The sequence below is a fragment of the Nonomuraea zeae genome (assembly GCF_005889725.1).
In the GTDB taxonomy this organism is placed as follows: Bacteria; Actinomycetota; Actinomycetes; order Streptosporangiales; family Streptosporangiaceae; genus Nonomuraea; species Nonomuraea zeae.
Genome location: NZ_VCKX01000240.1, coordinates 1 through 19,581, shown reverse-complemented (window position 1 = coordinate 19,581; position 19,581 = coordinate 1). Strand labels below are relative to the sequence as shown.

Sequence of the window (19,581 nt, the reverse complement as noted above, 5' to 3'; positions counted from 1 at the left end):
GGTCCCCCGCCGGCAGGGCCGCCCCCGTCGCCCCGGAGATCCTGATCATGCTGCCGTGCGCGCGGGCCGTTTCGTCGAGCTCCCGCCAGTGGCTGAGCAGGTGGCTCTTGGTGGCCGTGACCACGTGGACCCCCCGGCTCAGCGCGATGACGGCCTCCTCGGCGGCGAGCTGCCGCAGCTCGGGCGCGGACGGTATCGCCTGGACGAGCACGCGGGCGGCGGTCCGGTCGAGGGTCTGCGCCAGCGGGGCCAGGGGGCGCCACGCTGAACGCGGCGGCACCGGCTCGCCCTCGCCGGGCAGGCACTGCGCCGAGCTCGCCCGGATGGCGCGGACGGCGAGCCGCACGCCGTACCGGCGGGCGAGCGCATCGGCCTGCCGCGCCAGACAGCCGGCGAAGGCCCGGCCGACCGGGCCGTAGCCCGAGAGCACCACGTCGGCCTGACTCGCTGCACGCATGAACCTCTGCTCCTCGTCGGCGCACTCTGTACGACGTCAAGCATGCCGCCGGCGGGCGCCCATCGCTAATCCCAGCCCTGGACGGTGGGATACGCGGGGGCGGCGTACCTGGCCGACAGCGTGTACCTGTGGGCCAGGCAGCACTCGCTCGCCGAGCTGATGCCGGCCGACTGGAGCCCGGCGGCCGGCATCCTGGAATCGCTCGGGAGCCTGCCCAGGCTGGCGTTGCTCGGGGCGCTGCTGCGCGAGGGGCGGCGTACCAGCGCCGACCTTCAGGAGGCGCTGGGGCGGGAACAGGGGGAAACGACCACCGGCCAGCTCTACCACCACCTGCGGGCGCTGCAGAGTGCGGGGCTGATCGTGCAGCGGCGGCGCGGCGAGTACGAGCTCGCCGGCGTGGCCGTGATCCCGATCCTCACCATCCTCGCCGCCTCGCTCAGCCTCGCGACCGACCCGCCGGTCGGCCCGCCCATCGATGTCCCGCAACCGGAATGACACCGTTCCATGTGCACGAGTAACTCGACGGAATCTCGCCCGGACCTCTGAGCGGGCGAGATCCCGCCTTTCGCTGATGAGCGATTCAGGACACCGGCCGTGAGAGGAAGCGTTTTTCGCGGCAGGTCGCCGGGGCCTCCTCAGCGAGAGATCGGGATGACGTCGGCGACGTCCAGGTCGGCCTGGTCGTGGCGGGGGCGGTGATGGCGACTCGGCGGGGCCGTCATTTCGATCATCCATGGCGGCCATATGCCGTTACTGTGAGGCGTTATGGAGGAAACCGCGGGCGCCGGCCGCACCGCCCGCTCCTCACCTCGGGTCACGAGCCGGATCATGAGCCGGGTCACGAGCCGGGCCCCCGCCGCCATCGGCCGCCTGGCCGGGCGATGATCGTCGCCGAGGTGGTGGGCCGCACGCTGGCCGCGCTCGGCGTTGACACGGTGTTCGGCGTCGTGGGCAGCGGCAGCTTCCACGTGACCAACGCGCTGGTGGCCGGCGGCGCCCGGTTCGTCGCCGCCCGCCACGAGAGCGGGGCCGCCGCGATGGCCGACGGGTACGCCCGCATGAGCGGCAAGGCCGGTGTGGTGAGCGTGCACCAGGGACCGGGGCTGACCAACGCGCTGACCGGGCTCGCCGAGGCCGCCAAGAGCGGCACCCCGCTGGTGGTGCTGGCGGGCGAGACCACCGATGCGCGCTCCAACTTCCACATCGACCAGGACGCCCTGGCCACCGCGGTCGGCGCCGTGCCGATGCGGGTGGACGACGCCGGCTCCGCGGCCGGGACCGCCGCCACGGCCTACGCGACGGCGACCCGCGAGCGCCGGGCCGTGCTGCTCAACCTGCCGCTGGACGTGCAGCACGCCCGCGGCGTGCCCGTCGCGGGCGGGCCGCCCGCCCTCCCCGCGCGGCACGACCGCACCCTGGCCCGCGTGTGGCCGGACGGCGGGGCCGAGGCGCTGGCGTGGATGCTGATCCGCTCCGAGAGGCCGGTGTTCGTCGCCGGACGCGGCGCCCGGCGCGCCCGGCGCGAGCTCGAAGAGCTGGCCGACCTCGTCGGGGCGTTGCTGGCCACCTCGACGGCGGCCAAGGGGCTCTTCCGCGGCAGCCCGTGGGACCTCGACGTCAGCGGCGGGTTCTCCTCCCCGCTGACCGCCCGGCTCATCCGCGGCGCCGACATCGTGGTGGCCTGGGGCTGCTTGCTCAACGCGTGGACCACCCGGCACGGCGCGCTGATCGGGCCCGGCGCCGAGGTCGTCCAGATCGACCTGGACGAGGAGTCCATCGCCGGCCATCGCAGGGTCTCGCTGGGCCTGGCCGGGGACATCCCCGACGTGGCCGCCGCCGTCGCCGGCGCGCTGCGTCCCGAGGGCTCGCGTCCGTCGGTCCCGGTGCTGCGCGGCTACCGTACGCGGGTGCCGGCCGACCTGATCGCGGCCGAACGCGCCTGGCGGAGCGTGCCGTACGAGGACGAGAGCGGCGACGGCCGCATCGACCCCAGAACGCTCACCATCGCCCTGGACGACCTGCTTCCCGACGAGCGCATCGTCACCACTGACTCCGAAATTTCATGGGATATCCAGCCATGTACCTGGACGTCCCCGACGAGGGCGGCTCCTGCTTCGCCCAGGGCTTCCACTCCACCGGCCTCGGCCTGGCCACCGCCGTGGGCGCCGCGCTGGCCCGCCCCGATCGCCTGCCGGTCGCCGCCCTCGGCGACGGCGGCGCGCTGATGGGCATCGCGGAGCTGGAGACGGTGGTCCGGCTCGGGCTGGCGATGGTGATCGTGGTCTACGACGACGAGGCGCACGGCGGCGAGATGCACCGCTTCGCCGGCCACCGCCTGGACACCGTCACCTTCCCGCCCGCCGACCTGGCCGCCATCGCGCGCGGTCACGGCTGCGCCGCCGTCACCGTCACCGCCCTGCCGGACCTCGACGGCGTGGCCGCCTGGCTGGACGGCCCGCGCGACCGGCCGCTGCTCGTCCACGCCAAGATCACCCGCGATGGCGGCTCGTGGTGGCTGGAGGAGGCGGCCAAGACCCCCTGACCTGCCCCGCCGGGGTCCGGTGGACCTCAGCGTACGGAGGCGACGAGCCCATCCCGCAGCGCCTGCGCGTTCGCGGCCAGGAACTGCGCGAACGTCCGAGGCTCGCGGCCAGTCAGCTCCCGCACCGCGTCCGTCGTGGCCTCCAGCGAACCGGTCGCCACCTGCCGGGAGAGCTCGGCGACGTCGTCGGCGAACCGTTCCGGCAGCCCCTGCGCCCGCAGCGCCGTGGCCAGCTCGTCCGGGGACAGGGCGACGTGCCCGACGGTCCGGCCCAGCGCGGTCGAGAGCTCCTGCGCGATCTCGGCATGGCTGAGCGCGCGCGGGCCGGTCAGCACGTACGTCTCGCCGAGGCCCGCCGAGCCGGTCAGGAGGGCGGCGGCGCACGCGGCGACGTCGTGGCAGTCGATGTAGGACACGCCCGCGTCCCCGTACGCGCCGGCCAGCTCGCCGTCGGTGGTGAAGGCGCCCGCGCCGGTGATGAAGTTCTGCATGAACCCGCTGGGCTGCAAGATCGACCAGCCCAGCCCCGACGCCTTGAGGTGCTCCTCGATCTCCCAGTGCGCGCCCTCGGCCAGCCGTCCGCCCCGGTGAGCGTGCCAGACCGAGATCTTCACCACTCTGGACACCCCGGCGGCGCGGGCCGCGTCGATGGCGGCCCGCTGCTGGCGGATCATCGGCTGCTCGCCGTCCACCGGCTGCGCGCCCCCGGCGTTGAGGAACAGCCGGTCCACGCCCCGCATGGCGGCGGCCAGCGAGCTGGGGTCGTCGAAGTCGCCCGCCACGAGCTCACAGCCCAGGGCCGACCCCCTGGCCTCGTCGCGGACCAACGCCTTGACCGGGACGCCGCGATCGAGCAGGAGGCGTACGAGGTGCGTGCCGATGGAGCCGGTGGCTCCGGTCACCAGAATCATGATCGACCTTTCCAAGCTAAACTGAGGTGGCCTCGAGAATCTATATCGAGGATGCCTCGAATTACTAGTGGAGCCCGTATGGCCACCACCCGACGGCCACGCGCCGACGCCCGCCGGAACTACGAGCGCCTGCTGGCGGAGGCCGACGCGGCCTTCCGCACGCATGGCGTCGACGCCAGCCTGGAGGGCATCGCGCGGGCAGCGGGCGTGGCCATCGGCACGCTCTACGGCCACTTCCCCAGCCGCCGCGCGCTGGTCGGCGCACTGCTGCGGGAGCGCAACGAGGCCCTGTTCGAGCGCGGCGACGCACTGGCCGCCTCGCCCGGACCCGACGCGTTGCGCACGTGGGTACGGGCGGTCACCGAGCACGCCGCCACCTACAGCGGCCTGGCCGCCCTGCTCGCCGACGGCCTGGACGACGAGGCGTCGGAGCTGCACACCTCCTGCCTGCGCCTGGCCGAGATCGGCGACCGCCTCGTTGCCCGGGCCCGCGAGTCGGGCACGGTCCGCCCCGACGCGACGGGCGCGGACGTCACCGCGCTGACCGTCGCCGCCGCCTCGCTGCACGAGCACCTGTCCGCCGCCGATGCCGGCCGCCTCATCGATCTCGCCCTTCAGGGCCTCGCGCGCGGGTAGCCGGCCGTTCCTTCTTGTGCCGCCGGGCCCGGCTCGGTTAAATTCCTACTATGCCTACATGAAATACCTGAATGAAGGATCCCGGCCCCGGCGAACGCCGGGCGGCCGCGAGAGCGCCCGGTCCGGCGTCCGTGCCCGCCGGGCCGTCACGGAAGGAAGGCCATGACCACACTGCCCGTCAACCCCTCCGCCCGGCAGCTCGCCGACACCCGGGCCGGTGAGATCCTCGGACCCGACGACTACGCGCGCTTCCACGAGCGAGCCGCCCGCTACGACCGGGACAACGCCTTCTTCGCCGACGACTTCGCCGACCTGCGCGCCGCCGGTTACCTCAAGATCGCGCTCCCCCGCGCGCTGGGCGGCGCCGGCCTGACGCTCGCGCAGGTGGCCCGCGAGCAGCGCCGCCTCGCCTACTGGGCGCCGGCCACCGCGCTCGCCCTCACCATGCACCATTACTGGATCGGCCCGGCCGTCCAGCTCCGCGAGCAGGGCGACGACTCCGTGGCCTGGCTGCTCGACGCGGTCGCCGGCGGCGCCGTGCTGGCCGCGGGGCACGGGGAGCGGGGCAACGACGCCGGGCTGGACGACTCCGTGGTGCGGGCCGTGCCGCGACCCGGCGGCGGGTACGTCTTCACCGGCCGCAAGACCTTCACCTCGCTGTCTCCGGTGTGGACGAAGCTCGGCGTGCACGGCAGGGACGACTCCGACCCCGACCGTCCCAGGATCGTCCACGCCTTCGTGGACAGGGACGCCGCCGGGGTCGCCACCGAGCAGGTCTGGGACGCCCTGGGCGTGCGGGCCATCGGCAGCGACGACACCGTGCTGGACGGCGTGGCCGTCCCCGCCGATCAGGTGCTGGCCGTCATCCCCATCGGCCACCCGTACCCGCCCTACATCAACGGGATCCTGCGGTGGTACCTGCCGCTGGTCGCCAACGTGTACTACGGCATCGCCCGGCGGGCGCTCGACCTCGCCGTCGCGAGCTCGCGCGAGCGCAGGTCGCTGGCGCTGGACGGGCGGCCCAACGCCGAGAAGGGCTCCGTGCAGCGGTGGGTCGCGCAGGCGGAGATCCAGCTCGACGCGGCCTGGTCGCTGCTGGAGAAGACGGTGGCCGACCTCGATGAGGGCGTGGACCACGGCTCCTGGTGGACCTCGCGGCTCTTCGCGACCAAGGAGTTCACCGTCTCCTCCGCCAGGGGCGTGGTGGACATCGCGGTGCAGGTCGTCGGCGCGTCCTCGGTCAGCCGGCGCAACGAGCTCGAACGCCTCTACCGCGACGTGCGCACCGGCCCGCTGCACCCGCCGAACACCGACGCCGTGCTCGACGTGGTCGGCCGCACCTCACTCGGACTCATCCCCTGACCTCCGGCGCGCCCGTGTCAGCGCTCTGTCGCCGGTGGCCGGCCGGGCGGGAGGTCCGGTACGGGGCCGCGCTGGATCGGCAGGACCGCGTCGAGCAGCGACTTCGTCGTGGGATGGCGCTCGGCGGCGAACAGCTCGGCGGCGTCGAAGGTCTCCAGGATCACCCCGCGCTCCAGGACCCCGATGCGGTCGCACACGAACTCGACGACGGCCAGGTTGTGGCCGATGAAGACGTAGGTGAGGCCGAGCCTGTCCTTGAGGTCGAGCAGCAGGTTGAGGATGTTCGCCTGGGTGGACACGTCGAGCGCGGAGGTCGGCTCGTCGAGGATCAGCAGGTCCGGCTCCAGCGCCAGAGCGCGGGCGATCCCGATCCGCTGGCGCTGGCCGCCGGACAGCTCGTGCGGGTACCGGTCCAGGAACGTGGAGGCGACGCCGACGAGATCGAGCGCCTCGGCCGCGCGATCGGCCGCCGACCGGCGGTTCGCGGCCTTGCCGAGCCGCAGGAGCGGACGGCTGATCTGCTCGCCGACGGGCACCCTCGGGTTCAGCGAGCTCGACGCGTCCTGGAACACGAACTGGAACCGGGGCCGCAGCCGGCGCAACTCCGCCTTCGGCAGCTCCGTGATCCGCCGGCCGTCGAAGTCGATCTCGCCGGCCGTCACCGGTTGCAGGCCGCCGATCAGCCTGGCCAGCGTCGACTTGCCCGAGCCTGACTCTCCGATGAGGCCGAAGATCTCGCCCTGGAAGATGTCGAGCCAGACGCCGTCGACCGCCTTGAAGCGCCGTTTCGGCTGCCCGGTCCCCAGCCCGCCGACCGCGTACTCCTTGCTGACGTCCCGCAGCGACACCAGGGCGGGCGGCACGGACACCGCGGGCTGCCCGGAAGTCGGTGCGGAAGCGGAAGCCGGTGCGGGAGCCGCGGGCTCGGGTGCGGCGATGCCCGGCGTCCCGAGGCGTTTGGCCAGGCCGAGCTCGGCCAGCCGGAACCGGGTGCCGACCTCGGGCACCGCATCGATCAGCGAGCGGGTGTAGTCGTCGGCGGGTTCGCCGAGCACGCGCTCGCGGGGCCCCTGCTCGACGATCCGGCCGTCCTTCATCACGGCCACCCGGTCGGCGACGTAGGACACCACCCCGAAGTCGTGCGTGATGATCAGCAGCGAGCTGCCGGTCTCCTCGATCACGCTCTTGAGCAGGTCCAGGATCTGCTTCTGGATGACCGCGTCGAGCGCGGTGGTCGGCTCGTCCGCGATCAGCAGCGCCGGCCGGGACAGGGCGGCGAGCGCGATCATCACCCGCTGCCGCATGCCCCCGCTGAGCTCGTGCGGGTACGCCGACAGGACCCGGGCCGTGTCGGCGATGCCCACGTTCCGCAGCCATGTCCCGGCGAGCTCGCGCCGCTCCCTCTTCCGCGTGTCCGGCCGGCGCAGCCCGATGATCTCCGCGAGCTGGTTGCCGATCTTGAACGACGGGTCGAGGGAGGCCAGGGGATTCTGGAAGATCATGCCGATCCGCGAGCCGCGGAACCGGGTGACCCGCGACCCCGTGAGCAGCTCGTCCCCGCCCAGGGAGACCGAGCCCGACGTCACCACCGCGTTGCCCGGCAGCAGGCCGATGACGGCCGCCGCGGTGATGCTCTTGCCCGCGCCGGACTCGCCCACGAGTGCGAAGGTCTCGCCTGGCCGGACGTCGAAGGTGACGCCGTCCACGACGGGTTCGTCCCCGAACGCGACGGACAGGTCCCGCACGCTCAGCAGGGCGCCGGGTGTCTCCTCGGGCCGGTGTCCGGCGCGCGCCGGAATGGACAGTTCGGTCATCAGCCCGCCTTCCTCTTGTGTCTCTTGTACGGGTCGAAGACATCCCGCAGGCCGTCCCCGAGCCAGTTGAACGCCAGGGCCACGACCAGCACGACGAGTCCCGGCAGCAGGGCGACGTACACGTTGCCGGAGATGATGACCTTCGCGCCCTCGGAGATCATGCGCCCCCAGTCGGCCGTCGGCGGCTGGATCCCGATGCCCAGCGCGCTCAGGCTGGAGGTGAAAACGATCATTCCGCCGACGAGCCCGGTCCCGTAGACCACGATCTGGCCGGCGACGTTCGGCAGCACCTCCCGGAAGAGGATCGCGGGGAACCCGGCGCCGAGCGACACCGCGGCCTCGACGTACTCCCGGCCACGCTGGAGCTTCACCTCGGCGAAGACCACCCGGGTGACGTACGGGATCACGGCGAAGACGATCGACAGGACCACGACGGAGGGGCCCGGTCCCAGGATCACCGCGGCGGCGAGCGCCACGATGATCACCGGGAAGGCGAACATGATGTCCATCGACCGCATGATCAGGCCCGCGAGCCTGTCGCCCGCGAAGCCCGCGACGAGCGCGAGCGCGCTGCCGACGAGCGTCGCCAGGACGGACGCCAGCAACGCGACGATCAGTGACGTCCGCCCTCCCCAGATGAGCCGGCTCAGGATGTCGCGGCCCTGGTCGTCGGTGCCCAGCAGGTGCCCCTGCTCGCCGATGCCCAGATACTTGACGGCGCCGTCGGCGAGGTCGGGATCGTACGGCGCCAGCACGGGGGCCAGCAGGCTCATCAGGACGAAGCAGGCGATGATGACGACGGCGATCGTCACCTGCGCGTTCGTCCGCCGTCGTGCGCGCCGCCGGCGCGGCGGCGTCCTTCTCAGCAGGTTGATCGTCCGGCCGTTCGGCGATGTCGTGAAAGCCACTGCCCGTTACCTCTTCAGCCTGGGGTTGAGCGCGTCGACCGTGATGTCCGTGAGCAGGTTGACCACGAGGTAGCACAGGGCCACGAGGATCACGCCGCCCTGGATGAGCGGGTAGTCCTTGCCGTTGACCGCGTTCAGCAGCTGCGTCCCGATGCCCGGCCAGTTGAAGACGCTCTCCACGAAGATCACACCGGTGATCAGCGTGCCGATCTCCAGGCCGATGATGTTCACGACCGACGGGAGGATGTTGCGCCCGATGTGCTTGCCGACGAGCCGCAGCCGCGGCAGGCCCTGCGACCTGAACGTGCGGACGTAGTCGGCCTGGGACTCCTGGATGATGCCGAGCCGGGTGAACCGGGCGAGCACGAGCATCGAGATCAGCGCCGCCGAGAAGCCCGGCAGCACCAGATGGGCGAGCAGGTCGCCGGGGCCGCCCCCGTTGCGCGACTCCATGCCGCTGGTCGGGAGCCAGCCGAGCTGCAGCGAGAAGATCCAGATGAGGATCAGCCCGAACCAGTAGACCGACAGGTTGCTCCCCGTCTGCACGAAGAGCATCGCGAAGCGGTCCAGGAACCGGCGGTGGCCGGTCCCAGCGATCAGCCCGACGGCGATGCCGAGCACCGCGCAGATCAGCACCCCGGCGCCGGTCAGGATCAGCGTGTTGACGAAGTTCGGCACGAGGATGTCGAAGACCGGCTGGTTCTGCACGATCGATCGGCCGCCCCCGCCGGTGAACAGGTCGCCTGCCCACTTGGCGTACTGCTGCCACAGCGGGAGGTGCAGGCCGTACGACTCGCGGATCACCTCGATCTGCTCGGGCGTGTGGTCCCTGGCGAACTGGGTCTCGATGGGGTCCCCGGGTGTCAGCCTGCCGACCAGGAAGGTCAGGACCGACACCACGAAGAGCACCGGGACGATGTTCAGCAGCCGCCACAGGATGTGCTTGAGCGTTCCCATGTCCTGCTCCGATGTCCCGCTCCGATGTCCCGCTCAGTCCGCCAGCCAGACCTTCGTCAGGTCGTACCAGTTGGTGGCGGCGAAGACGAAGCCCCGCACGTTCGGGCCGAGGCCGTAGTACTTCGTCAGCGACACCGTGGGGACGGCGATCCCCGCCGCGCGGATCTTCTCGTCGGCCTTGCGCCACAGCTCGATCCGCTGGTCGGGGTCGTCCGTGTAGCGGGCGGCCGCCACGGCTTCCTTGATCTCGGGGACGTCGTCCAGGTCGAGCCCCTTGACGGCGATGTTCGTGTACAGGACCTGGTGCAGCCATTCGGCGTAACTGCCGCCGTACTCGTCGATGCTGAGGCCGTCGTTCGGCTCCGGCTTGCCGAAGGCGCGGGCGCCGTAGCTCGGGCGGTCGAGGGTGACGATGTCGACCGTGACCCCGATGCCCTTGAGCTGGCTCTGCAGCCACTCGGCCTTGTTCTGGTTGGCGACGTCGGCCACGATGGTGAACTTCAGCTCGCCTTCGTCGTAGCCGGCCTCCTTCAGCAGGGCCTTGGCCGCCGCGGGGTCGTAGCCGAAGTCGCGGGCCTGCGGGTCGTAGGCCTCGTTGCCCGGCGGCTGCAGCGAGTAGAGCGGGATCGCGTTGCCGTTGTACAGCTCCTTGGCGAGCTTCTCGCGGTCGATGCCCTGGATGATCGCCTGCCGCACCCGCTGATCCTTGAACACCGCGTTCTTGTAGTTGAACGTGAGGTACATGAGCGCGGCGCCGTGGCCGTCCGGCACCTGGAAGCCGCGGGACTCCAGCGTCTCGACGTCCTCGGGCTGCACGTAGCTGATGATGTCGACCTCGCCGCCGAGCAGCGCCGCCAGCCGCGTCTGGTTGTTGGGGATGATGCGGAAGACGAGCTCGTCCAGATACGGCTTGTCGCCCCAGTAGTCCGGGTTCTTCTTGAGCACGATCCGGTCGCCGATGGTCCGGGAGACGAACGTGTACGGCCCCGTCCCGCTGGGCTGGTCGGCGAACGCGTCGTTGCCGTGCTTCTCCCACACCGCCGGGTTGCCGATCGCCAGGGTGCTCATCGACTGGGCGAGGATCCTCGGGAAGCCGAGGAACGGCTTGCCGAACTCGAACTCGTACGTGTGCGGGTCGACCACCCGGCCCTTGACAAGGTCGCCGAACCAGTTGGCGAGCTTGGGCGCGCTCGTCGCGTCGTAGAACTCGTAGCCGGGGTCGGTGACCCGGCGCACGTTCTTGTGCACGGCCTCGGCGTCGAACGGCGAGCCGTCGTGGAACTTCACCCCTTCACGGAGCTTGAACGTCCACTTCCTGGCGTCCTTCGAGGCCGACCATTCCGTGGCCAGGCTCGGCAGCAGCTTCGTCGGGCCCTCGCCGTCGGACAGGTCCTCCTTGACCAGGCCCTCGAACAGGTTCCTCGACACGCGGTACGTCTCCCAGAACCCCTGCCGGTGCGGGTCCAGCGCGAGCGGCTCAAGATAGAGCCCGACCACGAGGGTGCCGCCCGCCTTGGGCGTCCCGCTCCCCTGCGCGGCGCTGGCGGTGTCACCGCCGCTGCCCGCGCCGCCGCCGCAGGCGGAGAGGAACAGGGCGCTCACGATCGCGGCCGCCACCAGGAGGGCGGTCCGGCCGCGCTTTCTCAACTTCACGGAAAGTCCCTTCACAAAACTTGGCTGAGGCCGGCGGCCGCGGGCTGGAGCGGCGGCTGGGGTTCGGGGGCGGCGAAGGCCGGGCGGGCGCCGGCGAGGAGGGGTGCCGGGCGCGGCAGCGCCAGGCGGGCCCGCAACGTGTCCTGGCCCTGCGTACGGACGAGTCCCCTGGCCACGAGCCGGGGCACGACGCCCTCGATGACCTCGGCGGCGGCTTCCGCAGGGGCGTCGGGGCGCACCAGGATCCCGTCCACGTCCGGATGGGCGAGCACGGACTCGGCCTGCGCGACGAACGCGTCGATGCCGTGCCCTCGGTGGTAGGCCAGCTGGGCGAAGAGCAGGGTACGGCCGGCGCCGCCGGCGAACCGGGACGGAGCGGAACGAAGCACCTCGGCGGCAGCGGCAAGGGCACGATCCCGGCCGTCCGCCGTGTCCCCCGCCTTGCCGTCCGCTGGGCCGTCCGCCGGGCCGTCCGCTCGGTCGTCTGCCGGGAGGATGACGAGGTCGACGACGCCGGCCGCCGCCGCCAGCGCCGCGCCGGAGTCCGCGTACCACGCCAGGACGGGAGAGCCGTGCGCGGTCGAGGGCACCGTGAGCGGCCCGGCGATGTCGAAGATCCCCTCGTGGTCGATGTGCACGATCTGGTCGGCGCGCGCGAAGATCCGGCTCCGCCGGTCGGCGACGATCGACTCGTACGGCCAGCTCTGCCAGAGCTTCTCGATCGCGATCGCGGCGTCGCGGGTGAGCTCGACGCCCGCCGTGGCGCCCTCCGCGCGCCGCCAGGCGGCGGGGCCCCCGGGCGGCGCGTGGCCGTCGCGTACGCCGAGGACGAGGCCGGACCTGCCGCGCGACAGGTGATCGAGCGAGGCCACCCGGCGGGCCAGGTTGTACGGGTGGTCCCGGTCCGGGACGGCGGCGGCCAGGAACGCCGTTCTCGGCGCCCGCTCGGCCAGGAACGTGGTGGCGACGGTGGATTCCAGGGCCGGGTCGCCGGGCTCCGAGCCGTCGATCCGCTCGATGCCGGCCACGACGACCGTCGCACCGGACTCGTCCAGGCGGGCGGTCAGCCGTGGGTCGCCGACGAGCGTGACCAGGTGGCTTCCGGTGAGCCCGATTCCGAGGAACTTCGGGGTGATGTCTGTCTCGCCCATGGGGGCAAACTCCTTACGCAGCGGTCGGTCGTCGGCCGGAGGCGGCCCGGAGGTGCCCGCGGAGGGTGTCCGTCGTGTACTCGTGCCGGAAGAGGCCGCGCTTGCGCAGCAGCGGGACGACCTCGTCGGCGATCACCGCCAGGCCGTCGGCGAGGACGTCCGGCTGCAGGTTGAACCCGTCGGCGGCACCGGACCGGTACCAGTCCTCGATGTGGTCGGCGAGCTGCTCGGGGGTGCCGACGAACCCGCTGTGGCCCGACCCGGTGTACCGCGTCTGCCGGAGGTACTCGCGCACCGTGGGCTTGCTCCTGCGGATCTGCTCGTAGATCGACTGCCGGAAGCCAATGCTGCCGCCCGCGTGCCGGGGGTCGACGATGGCGGCCAGGACGTCCTCCGGGAATTTCTCGTCGAGGTCGAGCCGGGAGGCGTCGATTCCGATCGACTGGGAGAGCCACTGCACCGAGTAGGAGGCGGGACCGAGATCGTGGAGCTCGTCGCTGCGGCGCCTGGCCTCCTCCTCGGTGCTGCCGAGGCTCAGCAGCAGCCCGGGCAGGATCTTCACCTCCTCCGGGGACCGGCCCGCGCCGGTGGCGTGCTGCTTGACCTCGCGGTAGTGCTTGATGGCTCCTTCCTTGGTGAGCTCGGCCGCGAACACGCCGTCGGCCTTGCGGCCGGCCAGCGCCCTGCCCTTGGGCGAGCCGCCCGCCTGGAAGAGCACCGGGCGCCCCTGCCTCGACGGCGGAACGCGCAGCCTGGCGTCGAGATCGAAGAAGTCGCCGTGGTGGCGCGCCTCCTGGCCGGTCCTGGCCGACTCCCACAGGGCCAGGACCACGTCGACGAACTCGGCCGCGCGGTCGTACCTGTCCTCGCGAGGGGGCATGTCCGGCAGGCCGAAGTTCTGGGCGGCGGGCGCGTTCCGGGTGGTGACGATGTTCCAGCCGGCCCGGCCCGCGGAGACGTGGTCGAGCGAGAGCAGGCGCTGGGCCAGGTCGTACGGGTCGTTCAGGGTGCTGGAGGCGGTGGCGATGAGGCCGACGTGCTCGGTCGCCGCCGCGACGTGGCTCCACGTGACGGTCGGGTCGAGCCGGCCGGCGTTGGCGTCGTAGGCGGGGTCGCCGAGCAGGGGGCTGTCGGCCAGGAAGATCGCGTCCAGCGTGCCGCGCTCGGCGACGGCGCCGATGTCCGTCCAGTAGGCGGGGTCGAGGAAGGAGTCTTTGTGCAGGAGCTCGGACTGCCATGCTGCCGGCAGGTAGCCGAGCACCAGGACGTTGACGCCGAGCAGGACATGGCCCTCGCGGGGGTTCGACATCGCTACACCTTCGAGATCGTTCGCGTGCTATTCGCTCTGGCCGGCGGGGAGCCCGTAGGCCTTGGTGGGATCGGCCTGGTTGACGTGCCAGTCGCCGAGGATGCGTTCCTTGTAGACCCGCGGGTTGTGCGAGGCCAGCGTGCGCGCGTTGCGCCAGTGGCGGTCGAGCAGCAGGGTCTCGGAGACGCCCGAGGAGCCGAGCGCGTCGAAGACGACGGTCGTGGCCTGCAGCGCCGCCTCGATGATGACGATCTGGGCGTTGGTCACGGCGACGTGGGCCTCGACGAGGCGCTGCTTCTTCGCCTCGGCGTCGCCGGCGATGTGCGCGTGCGCGACCTCGTCCAGGACGGCGGTGGCCGTGAACAGGGCCGAGTCCGCGCCGTACGCCAGGGCGGAGACCTTGCCGATGACCTGCAGCAGCTGCGGGTCGTCGGCAGCTCGCTCGGCGAGGCCGTGGCCGTAGTTGCGCTTGCGGTTCAGCAGCGCCTCGCGCCCGTCCCTGAGCGTCGCCTGGGTGATGCCGGCGAGGATGGCCAGCAGCGAGGTCTGGTAGAACAGGCCCTGGTAGGCGAAGCGCTCGGTGGCCGGGAAGAGGTTGGCGCTCTCGACCCGGGCCTGCGTGTACGTGGCGCTCCCGCTGGCCGTGGTCTTCTGGCCGAAGCCCGTCCAGTCGTCGGTCAGGCTGACGCCGGGCTGGTCGGCCTTGACCAGGGCGGTGGTGGGCACCCCTTCGGGGTTGACCGCGAGCACGTCCAGCCAGTCGGCGTAGAGGCTGCCGGTGGCGTAGAACTTGGCGCCGGTCAGCAGCCAGTGGTCGCCGGCCGGGACGAGCTTGGTCCGGATGTCGGCGTAGGTGCCGTTGTTGGCCTCGGTCCAGCCGCCCCCGACGAATTCGCCGCTCAGGAACCGCTTGATCCAGACCTCGGTGGCCGGTGAGCGCGGGGCGTTCAGCCGGTCCTCGACGAAGGCCAGGTGGTTGCGCCACACGTGGGCGACGTTCGGGTCGGCGGCGCCGAGCTCGCGCAGCAGCTGGAAGGTCTGCTGCAGCGAGGCCCCGAACCCGCCGAGCGACCGGGGGATGCGGATGGCGCCGAGCTGCGCGTCGATCAGCCGGCGGACCTGTTCGTGGGGGAAGACGCGGTCTTTCTCGCGATCCAGGTTGCCTTTGCCGACCTGGTCGAAGACCGGCTGGAAGACCTGCCGGAGCTCCTCGATCTCGGCGGTCGCGTATTGCAGGGAGGAGGTGGGTTCGGACATGCGGCTGCCTTCCATGGCGGGGGTGGTGACCGCCCGGCGCTGCCTACGGGCAGGCAGGGGCGCGATGAGATTTCGGGGGTGAACGAGAGGGTGGGAGACGCGGCAGGAGATGCGGAGCGGCGCAGGGGCGGAAGGTCAGCGACAGTGGCTGATGGCGCGCTTGTAGTCGATCACCCGGCGGGTGGTGAGGACGACACATCTCGACATACCCATAATTTCCTACATGTTTATGGGGTTTTCAAGCTCGTCTCACGCTACGAGACGGTCTGCCCGCCGAGCGCCCGGGAACGGAAACGACGCCGCAGCCCGGACTGCGGCTGCGGCGTCGTCGTCCCGCCGGTGATCGCGGCAGGGGTCGCCAGGCGGTCGCCTGGCTCCGGAAGGGCTTTGAGGATGAAGTGCTCAGTCGGTGTAGCCGCGGGCGGCATAGTCGTAGCTGTCGTTGTAACGGACCCAGGCCTTCTTGCCCTCGAAGGGCTCGAACTGGTCCGGCTGGAACGACTTCTTGTTCTTGAGGAAGTAGTTGCTGGCCGGGCAGCCACCGCGGGCCCAGAACGAGGAGACCTTGTCCCGCCAGTAAGGGGTGAAGTTGAACTTCTTGCACTTCTCGCGGGTGGCCTTCCACTTGCCCATCGCGCCGCGCCAGTACTGGTGCTCGTACACGCAGTAGTAGCCGCTGGGGCAGGACGCCGCGGTGGCCGACAGCACTACACCGACCTCGCCGCCCTCCCAGGAGATCTCGTTGTTGCTCACCTTCGTCCCGTTGGGGAAGGCGGCCATGTAGGCGTCGATCCGGGCGCTGCTGGTGGTGGTCGCCTGGGCCGGGAGCGCGCTGCCGGCGATGACACCGGCGCCGATGACGATGCCGGCCGTTTTCAGCGCTCTGGTGAAAAGCGGGTGCTGGCGCATTTCCGTCTCCCTCTTCGCGTAGTTGAGAGGAAGGTAGGCAGCCAGGTGTTGAGCCGATGTTGAGGCCGTGTTGAGGCTCGTACGGCGGCTCCGGAGGTGGCCCGCGTGATTCTCCGCGCCGGCGTACGGCGGGCTCCCGCAGGACAGAGCCTGCGGGAGCCCGATATCGAATCAGCCGGCACGCGATCTACGCGAGGGCGTCCAGGCCGGGGCCCGGGTCGCGGCCGGGCGTCAGACGTTGAAGATGCTCACACCCCCAGGGCCGACCAGCAGTCCCACCACGATGAGGACGATGCCCCACAGAATGTCGCGACGAGCCAGGATCACATAGATGCCGGCGATGACGAGAACTACAGCGATGATCCAGAGGAGGGTTGCCATGCTCCCGAACTACCCGGAGCCCCAGCCCGAAACGGGCAATCCCCGCTGAGGCGATAACGCTTTGATCACGCCGCTGCCGGCGCGTGCGGGCCGTCGCGTGGGGGCGATGCGGATGCTTCCGGGGCGGGTCGGGTGAGCGGGTCGTTCTCGACCGCGCGCTCAACGGGCTGGCCGGAGTCTCTTACCGCGAGGCCCGGATCGGGCGTGTCCGCGAGAGTCGGGAGGTGGTGGCTCGTGATCCGGCTGCCACCGTGCGTCCGCGCCCGGAGTCCGGGCTCATCGGCGGACGGTGTCAGGTGCTGGTCGACGGGCTTGGTCAGCCGGTCGTCATCGGCGTCGGGGACCTGACGTTCTTCAACGTCGCCGGGTATCGCCTGGGGCCGGCGCTTGCCGTTCTCACCTGGGACGACAGCTGAACCCGCTGGAATCGATCACCAAGTTCCCGGTGATGCGCGGGTTGCGTCAAGTCTCCTGGGGCGACGGCACCGGCGCCCCTGCGCGCGGCAGATCCTGGGGGCCTGGACAGGACCTGCCGCGCCCAAGGTCTGTCTTACATGGGGCCGGGCTTAGGGCTGCCCGGAGCACCAGGAGCACCTGGGGCACCCGGAGCACCGGGAGCGCCGGAGGCCGGGAAGCCACCGTAGTAGTCGCCTACTTCGGTCCGGTGATCGTCGTCCTTATGGGTGCCTTCGCCGAACTTCGGCGAGTCCTTGATCTCCTGCTTGGTACGTGCGAGGTGGACCTTGCGTTCCTGCGGGTCGATCCGAGTGACGGTGCTGGCCGGCAGCACGACCTTCTTGCCGAAGATCCACGGGCCGGTGTCGACCACGAGGTAGCTGCTGCCGACATCGATGCTGGCCTCGTCCACCGAACCGATCGAACCGTCGGTGGCCTCTACGTCGAAGCCGACGATGTCAAGGCTCTTGTCGCCGTAGACGTCGGAGTCGTAGCTCCACATGTCATGGGGCAAGGGGTTCCTCCTGTTGGGGTGTGGAAACAAGCTCCCCCCTTCTGCCCTCGCCGACATCGCTAAACACCGCGGGCACGGACGACCGGGCCCCAGCCCCCCGATCAGACCCGTCCGGCAGGCCGGTCCAGCTGGAGGGAGACGCTGCGAGGGCTCGGCGCCTGCCCGGCGGCGATCGTACGGTGTCATGGCTCGTTGCCGGCGGCCGGGAGGGTGCGGCGCTGGAGGATGTGGCGGACCTGCTCGTGGGAGCAGCCAGCGGCGGTGGCGATCCGGCGCAGCGGCAGCCCTTCGGCCCGGGCGGCGGTGATGGCCTGATCGCGGGCCTCGGCGTGCAGGCGGGCCAGAGTGTGCTGCAGCTCGTCCAGCAGGCGCAGCCGGTCCTCGGCACCGGCCTGCTGCAGGCGGTGGTGCAGCCGGGTGACGCCGGCGCAGATGTCGTGGACGCTCTGCTGCCAGCCCGCTACCGGTGAACCGCTCATGTCAGGCCTCATCGTCCAGGGGCACGCGCAGCAGCAGCAAGGCGGTGTCGTCGCTGCGGTGGTTGCCGGCATGCCGGGTCAGGGCGGTGGTGATGCGCTCCAGCATCCCGTCGGCATCCAGGCCGGCGCAGCCGGCCAGGAGGTCGGCGAGCGCCGTCTCCCCCCACAGGGCGTGCCCGCCGCGGCGGTGGGCCTCGGTGACGCCGTCGGTGTAGAGCAGCAGCGCATCCCCCGGCGCCAGCTCCACCAGCTCGGCGTGCAGCCTCACGTCCTCGAAGATGCCCAGCAGGTGGCCCGGCCGCCCGGCCTCGGTCACGGTGCCGTCGGCGCGCCGGATCAGCCCCGGCAGGTGGCCGCCCAGGCTGATCAGCCCGCGTACGCCGCGCCCGTCGGGATCGGGCCGGAACATCAGGCAGGCGGCGGTCAGGAAGCGGTCGTTGAGCCGCTGGCGCAGCAGTGCCTCGTTCAGCCGGCTCAGCACGGTGGCCGGTGAGGCGTGCTGGGTGGCCTCGGTGCGTACGGTGTAGCGGGCCAGCGCGGTCACCTTGGCCGCCTCCAGCCCCTTGCCGGACACGTCGCCGAGCACCGCGCACCACCACGGCTCGCGGGTGGCGAACAGGTCGAAGAAGTCGCCGACCACGCTCTCCCCGCCGCTGGCCGGCAGGTAGAGCGCGGCGGCGTCCAGCCACGACGGGCGGGCGATCACCGGCGGCAGCAGGCTGTCCTGCAAGCTCTGGGCCAGCTTGCGGCTGGCGTCGCCGGAGGTTTCCAGGTCGTCGATGCGATCCTGGGCCTGGCGCAGCCGCAGCCGCAGGCTGACGTCGGCGCTCACCGAGCGGGCCAGGCGCTCCAGCGACCGCTGCTGCTCGGCGCTCCACTGACGTGGCCGGCCGTCCCAGACGCACAACGCGCCCAGCACCAGGCCGTCGTCGGAGACGATCGGAAAGCCCGCCCACGCGCCGATCCCGGCCGCGCGGACGACCGGCAGGTGGGCGAGGCGGGGGTCGCAGGTGGCGTCCTCGACGATCAGCGCGCGGCCGGTGCCGACCAGCAGGTGAGCGGGGTCGTCGTGGATCGGTGTCCGGCGCCGGGCGGGCGCGGGCGATCCGGCGCCCAGGTCGCCGGCGACGGCCACGCGGAAGGAGTGGCGGGCGTCCAGCAAGGCGATGACCGCCTGCCCGGCTCCGCTCGTGCTCGCCGCCAGCTCGCACAGGTCGTCCAGGCTGGGCTCCGGCTCGCTGTCCATCAGCTCGGTGGCGGCCAGTGCGGCCAGCCGTTCAGGGTCGTACACCTGGGCCGGCAGCTCCGGTACGGCCGGTGCCAGCAGCGGTTTGAACGGCGATCCCACGCCTGGGCACCCTCCTGGATGACCGGGTGTGCCTTGGCAGCGCACGCGGTGCTTCGCGACAGGCCACGCCGGTGCGTGTCAACTCGCTTGACGGAGCCTAACGCATGCGGTGGCGACTCCACGCGGCGCTCCGAACGGCGTACGCAGAGGGGAACCCCTCCACCGCCCGCGTCACGTGGCCCTGACCGGAGGGGCCTCCTGCCCGTCGGCGAGGAGGGCCAGGATGCGGTCGGCGTCGGTGAGCAGGCTGCCGCTCAGCGCCCAGCCGCCGGGGTGCTGGACTTGGCCGTGCCGGATCTCGCCGGTCATCTGCTCGTGGATGCGGGCGGCCTGGGACTGTGCCCGGCCGATCAGCGTACGCGTCTGGGCGGGGTCACTGCCGCGCCGGGCCTTGCTCATCAGGGTCTCGGCCCTGTCTCTTATACCCATCTCCGAGCCCACGAGACCCTAAGACAGCTCGTATGCCGTCTTCTGCTTGAAAAAAAAAAATAATATCAAACTTTGTAGTCTTTGATATGGTGCGTTTTTTGCTGGAGT

General features: G+C 71.5%; 20 protein-coding genes. 5 read left to right on the top strand and 15 right to left on the bottom strand.

All coding sequences use genetic code 11. The features are described 5' to 3' along the window. Positions 1-457, bottom strand: a 457-nt coding sequence (locus ETD85_RS46600; RefSeq protein WP_206059308.1) for a hypothetical protein, incomplete at its 3' end; no start/stop codon positions are given. An 84-nt stretch (positions 458-541) separates the two neighbouring features. On the opposite strand from ETD85_RS46600, the gene ETD85_RS46595 reads away from it, so the two are divergent. From ETD85_RS46595 to ETD85_RS66300, 3 genes are all read left to right on the top strand, one after another. Continuing rightward, the gene (locus tag ETD85_RS46595; RefSeq protein ID WP_138696277.1) at positions 542-952 is read left to right on the top strand and encodes a helix-turn-helix domain-containing protein; all 411 of its coding nucleotides are present in this window, start codon (positions 542-544) and stop codon (positions 950-952) included. 386 nt (positions 953-1,338) lie between these two features. Continuing rightward, on the top strand, positions 1,339-2,682 hold the full coding sequence (locus tag ETD85_RS46590; protein ID WP_240779874.1) for a thiamine pyrophosphate-binding protein: 1,344 nt from the start codon (positions 1,339-1,341) through the stop codon (positions 2,680-2,682). Then, on the top strand, positions 2,616-2,999 hold the full coding sequence (locus ETD85_RS66300) for a thiamine pyrophosphate-dependent enzyme (RefSeq protein WP_240779873.1): 384 nt from the start codon (positions 2,616-2,618) through the stop codon (positions 2,997-2,999). Before ETD85_RS46590 ends, ETD85_RS66300 begins: the two co-directional genes overlap by 67 nt. 26 nt (positions 3,000-3,025) lie before the next feature. On the opposite strand, the gene ETD85_RS46585 is transcribed toward ETD85_RS66300, so the two are convergent. Next, positions 3,026-3,901: an SDR family oxidoreductase gene (locus tag ETD85_RS46585; RefSeq protein ID WP_206059307.1), complete on the bottom strand. Its 876-nt coding sequence runs from the start codon at positions 3,899-3,901 to the stop codon at positions 3,026-3,028. Positions 3,902-3,988: 87 nt separating this feature from the next. On the opposite strand from ETD85_RS46585, the gene ETD85_RS46580 reads away from it, so the two are divergent. Together ETD85_RS46580 and ETD85_RS46575 are read left to right on the top strand one after the other, a co-directional pair. Next, positions 3,989-4,546 (top strand): TetR/AcrR family transcriptional regulator, encoded by a 558-nt coding sequence (locus ETD85_RS46580; RefSeq protein WP_138696275.1) that lies wholly within the window; start codon positions 3,989-3,991, stop codon positions 4,544-4,546. A gap of 162 nt (positions 4,547-4,708) precedes the next feature. Beyond that, on the top strand, positions 4,709-5,908 hold the full coding sequence (locus tag ETD85_RS46575; protein ID WP_138696274.1) for an acyl-CoA dehydrogenase family protein: 1,200 nt from the start codon (positions 4,709-4,711) through the stop codon (positions 5,906-5,908). Between the two features lie 17 nt (positions 5,909-5,925). Here the strand turns inward: ETD85_RS46575 and ETD85_RS46570 are convergent, their stop codons facing one another. The 13 genes from ETD85_RS46570 to ETD85_RS46515 all read right to left on the bottom strand — a co-directional run bounded on the left by ETD85_RS46570 (position 5,926) and on the right by ETD85_RS46515 (position 19,473). Beyond that, entirely contained in the window at positions 5,926-7,722 is a 1,797-nt protein-coding gene (locus ETD85_RS46570) for a dipeptide ABC transporter ATP-binding protein (protein WP_138696273.1), read from the bottom strand. Continuing rightward, the gene (locus ETD85_RS46565) at positions 7,722-8,630 is read right to left on the bottom strand and encodes an ABC transporter permease (RefSeq protein WP_206059306.1); all 909 of its coding nucleotides are present in this window, start codon (positions 8,628-8,630) and stop codon (positions 7,722-7,724) included. The genes ETD85_RS46570 and ETD85_RS46565 overlap by 1 nt, the downstream gene beginning before the upstream one ends. Positions 8,631-8,636: 6 nt before the next feature. Further along, a complete protein-coding gene (locus ETD85_RS46560) occupies positions 8,637-9,587 on the bottom strand; it encodes an ABC transporter permease (RefSeq protein WP_138696272.1) in 951 nt (316 codons plus the stop codon). A gap of 33 nt (positions 9,588-9,620) precedes the next feature. Beyond that, on the bottom strand, positions 9,621-11,240 hold the full coding sequence (locus ETD85_RS46555) for an ABC transporter substrate-binding protein (RefSeq protein ID WP_138696271.1): 1,620 nt from the start codon (positions 11,238-11,240) through the stop codon (positions 9,621-9,623). 11 nt (positions 11,241-11,251) lie between these two features. Next, positions 11,252-12,391: an LLM class oxidoreductase gene (locus ETD85_RS46550; RefSeq protein WP_138696270.1), complete on the bottom strand. Its 1,140-nt coding sequence runs from the start codon at positions 12,389-12,391 to the stop codon at positions 11,252-11,254. 13 nt (positions 12,392-12,404) lie between these two features. Further along, positions 12,405-13,700, bottom strand: a complete 1,296-nt coding sequence (locus ETD85_RS46545) for an NtaA/DmoA family FMN-dependent monooxygenase (RefSeq protein ID WP_138696269.1) — start codon at positions 13,698-13,700, stop codon at positions 12,405-12,407. Between the two features lie 27 nt (positions 13,701-13,727). After that, complete coding sequence (locus tag ETD85_RS46540; protein ID WP_138696268.1) at positions 13,728-14,957, bottom strand: acyl-CoA dehydrogenase family protein; 1,230 nt, start codon at positions 14,955-14,957, stop codon at positions 13,728-13,730. Between the two features lie 402 nt (positions 14,958-15,359). Further along, a complete protein-coding gene (locus ETD85_RS46535; RefSeq protein ID WP_138696267.1) occupies positions 15,360-15,866 on the bottom strand; it encodes a peptidase inhibitor family I36 protein in 507 nt (168 codons plus the stop codon). 231 nt (positions 15,867-16,097) lie between these two features. Beyond that, the gene (locus tag ETD85_RS63800; RefSeq protein WP_170247209.1) at positions 16,098-16,247 is read right to left on the bottom strand and encodes a GPGG-motif small membrane protein; all 150 of its coding nucleotides are present in this window, start codon (positions 16,245-16,247) and stop codon (positions 16,098-16,100) included. A gap of 550 nt (positions 16,248-16,797) precedes the next feature. Then, entirely contained in the window at positions 16,798-17,217 is a 420-nt protein-coding gene (locus tag ETD85_RS46530) for a PRC-barrel domain containing protein (RefSeq protein ID WP_240779872.1), read from the bottom strand. 182 nt (positions 17,218-17,399) lie between these two features. Further along, positions 17,400-17,696 (bottom strand): helix-turn-helix domain-containing protein, encoded by a 297-nt coding sequence (locus ETD85_RS46525; RefSeq protein ID WP_138696266.1) that lies wholly within the window; start codon positions 17,694-17,696, stop codon positions 17,400-17,402. 1 nt (position 17,697) lies between these two features. Next, a complete protein-coding gene (locus ETD85_RS46520) occupies positions 17,698-19,044 on the bottom strand; it encodes a PP2C family protein-serine/threonine phosphatase (RefSeq protein WP_206059305.1) in 1,347 nt (448 codons plus the stop codon). A 171-nt stretch (positions 19,045-19,215) separates the two neighbouring features. Next, positions 19,216-19,473, bottom strand: coding sequence for a hypothetical protein (locus ETD85_RS46515; RefSeq protein ID WP_138696265.1), 258 nt, complete (start codon positions 19,471-19,473; stop codon positions 19,216-19,218). Positions 19,474-19,581: the final 108 nt, after the last annotated feature.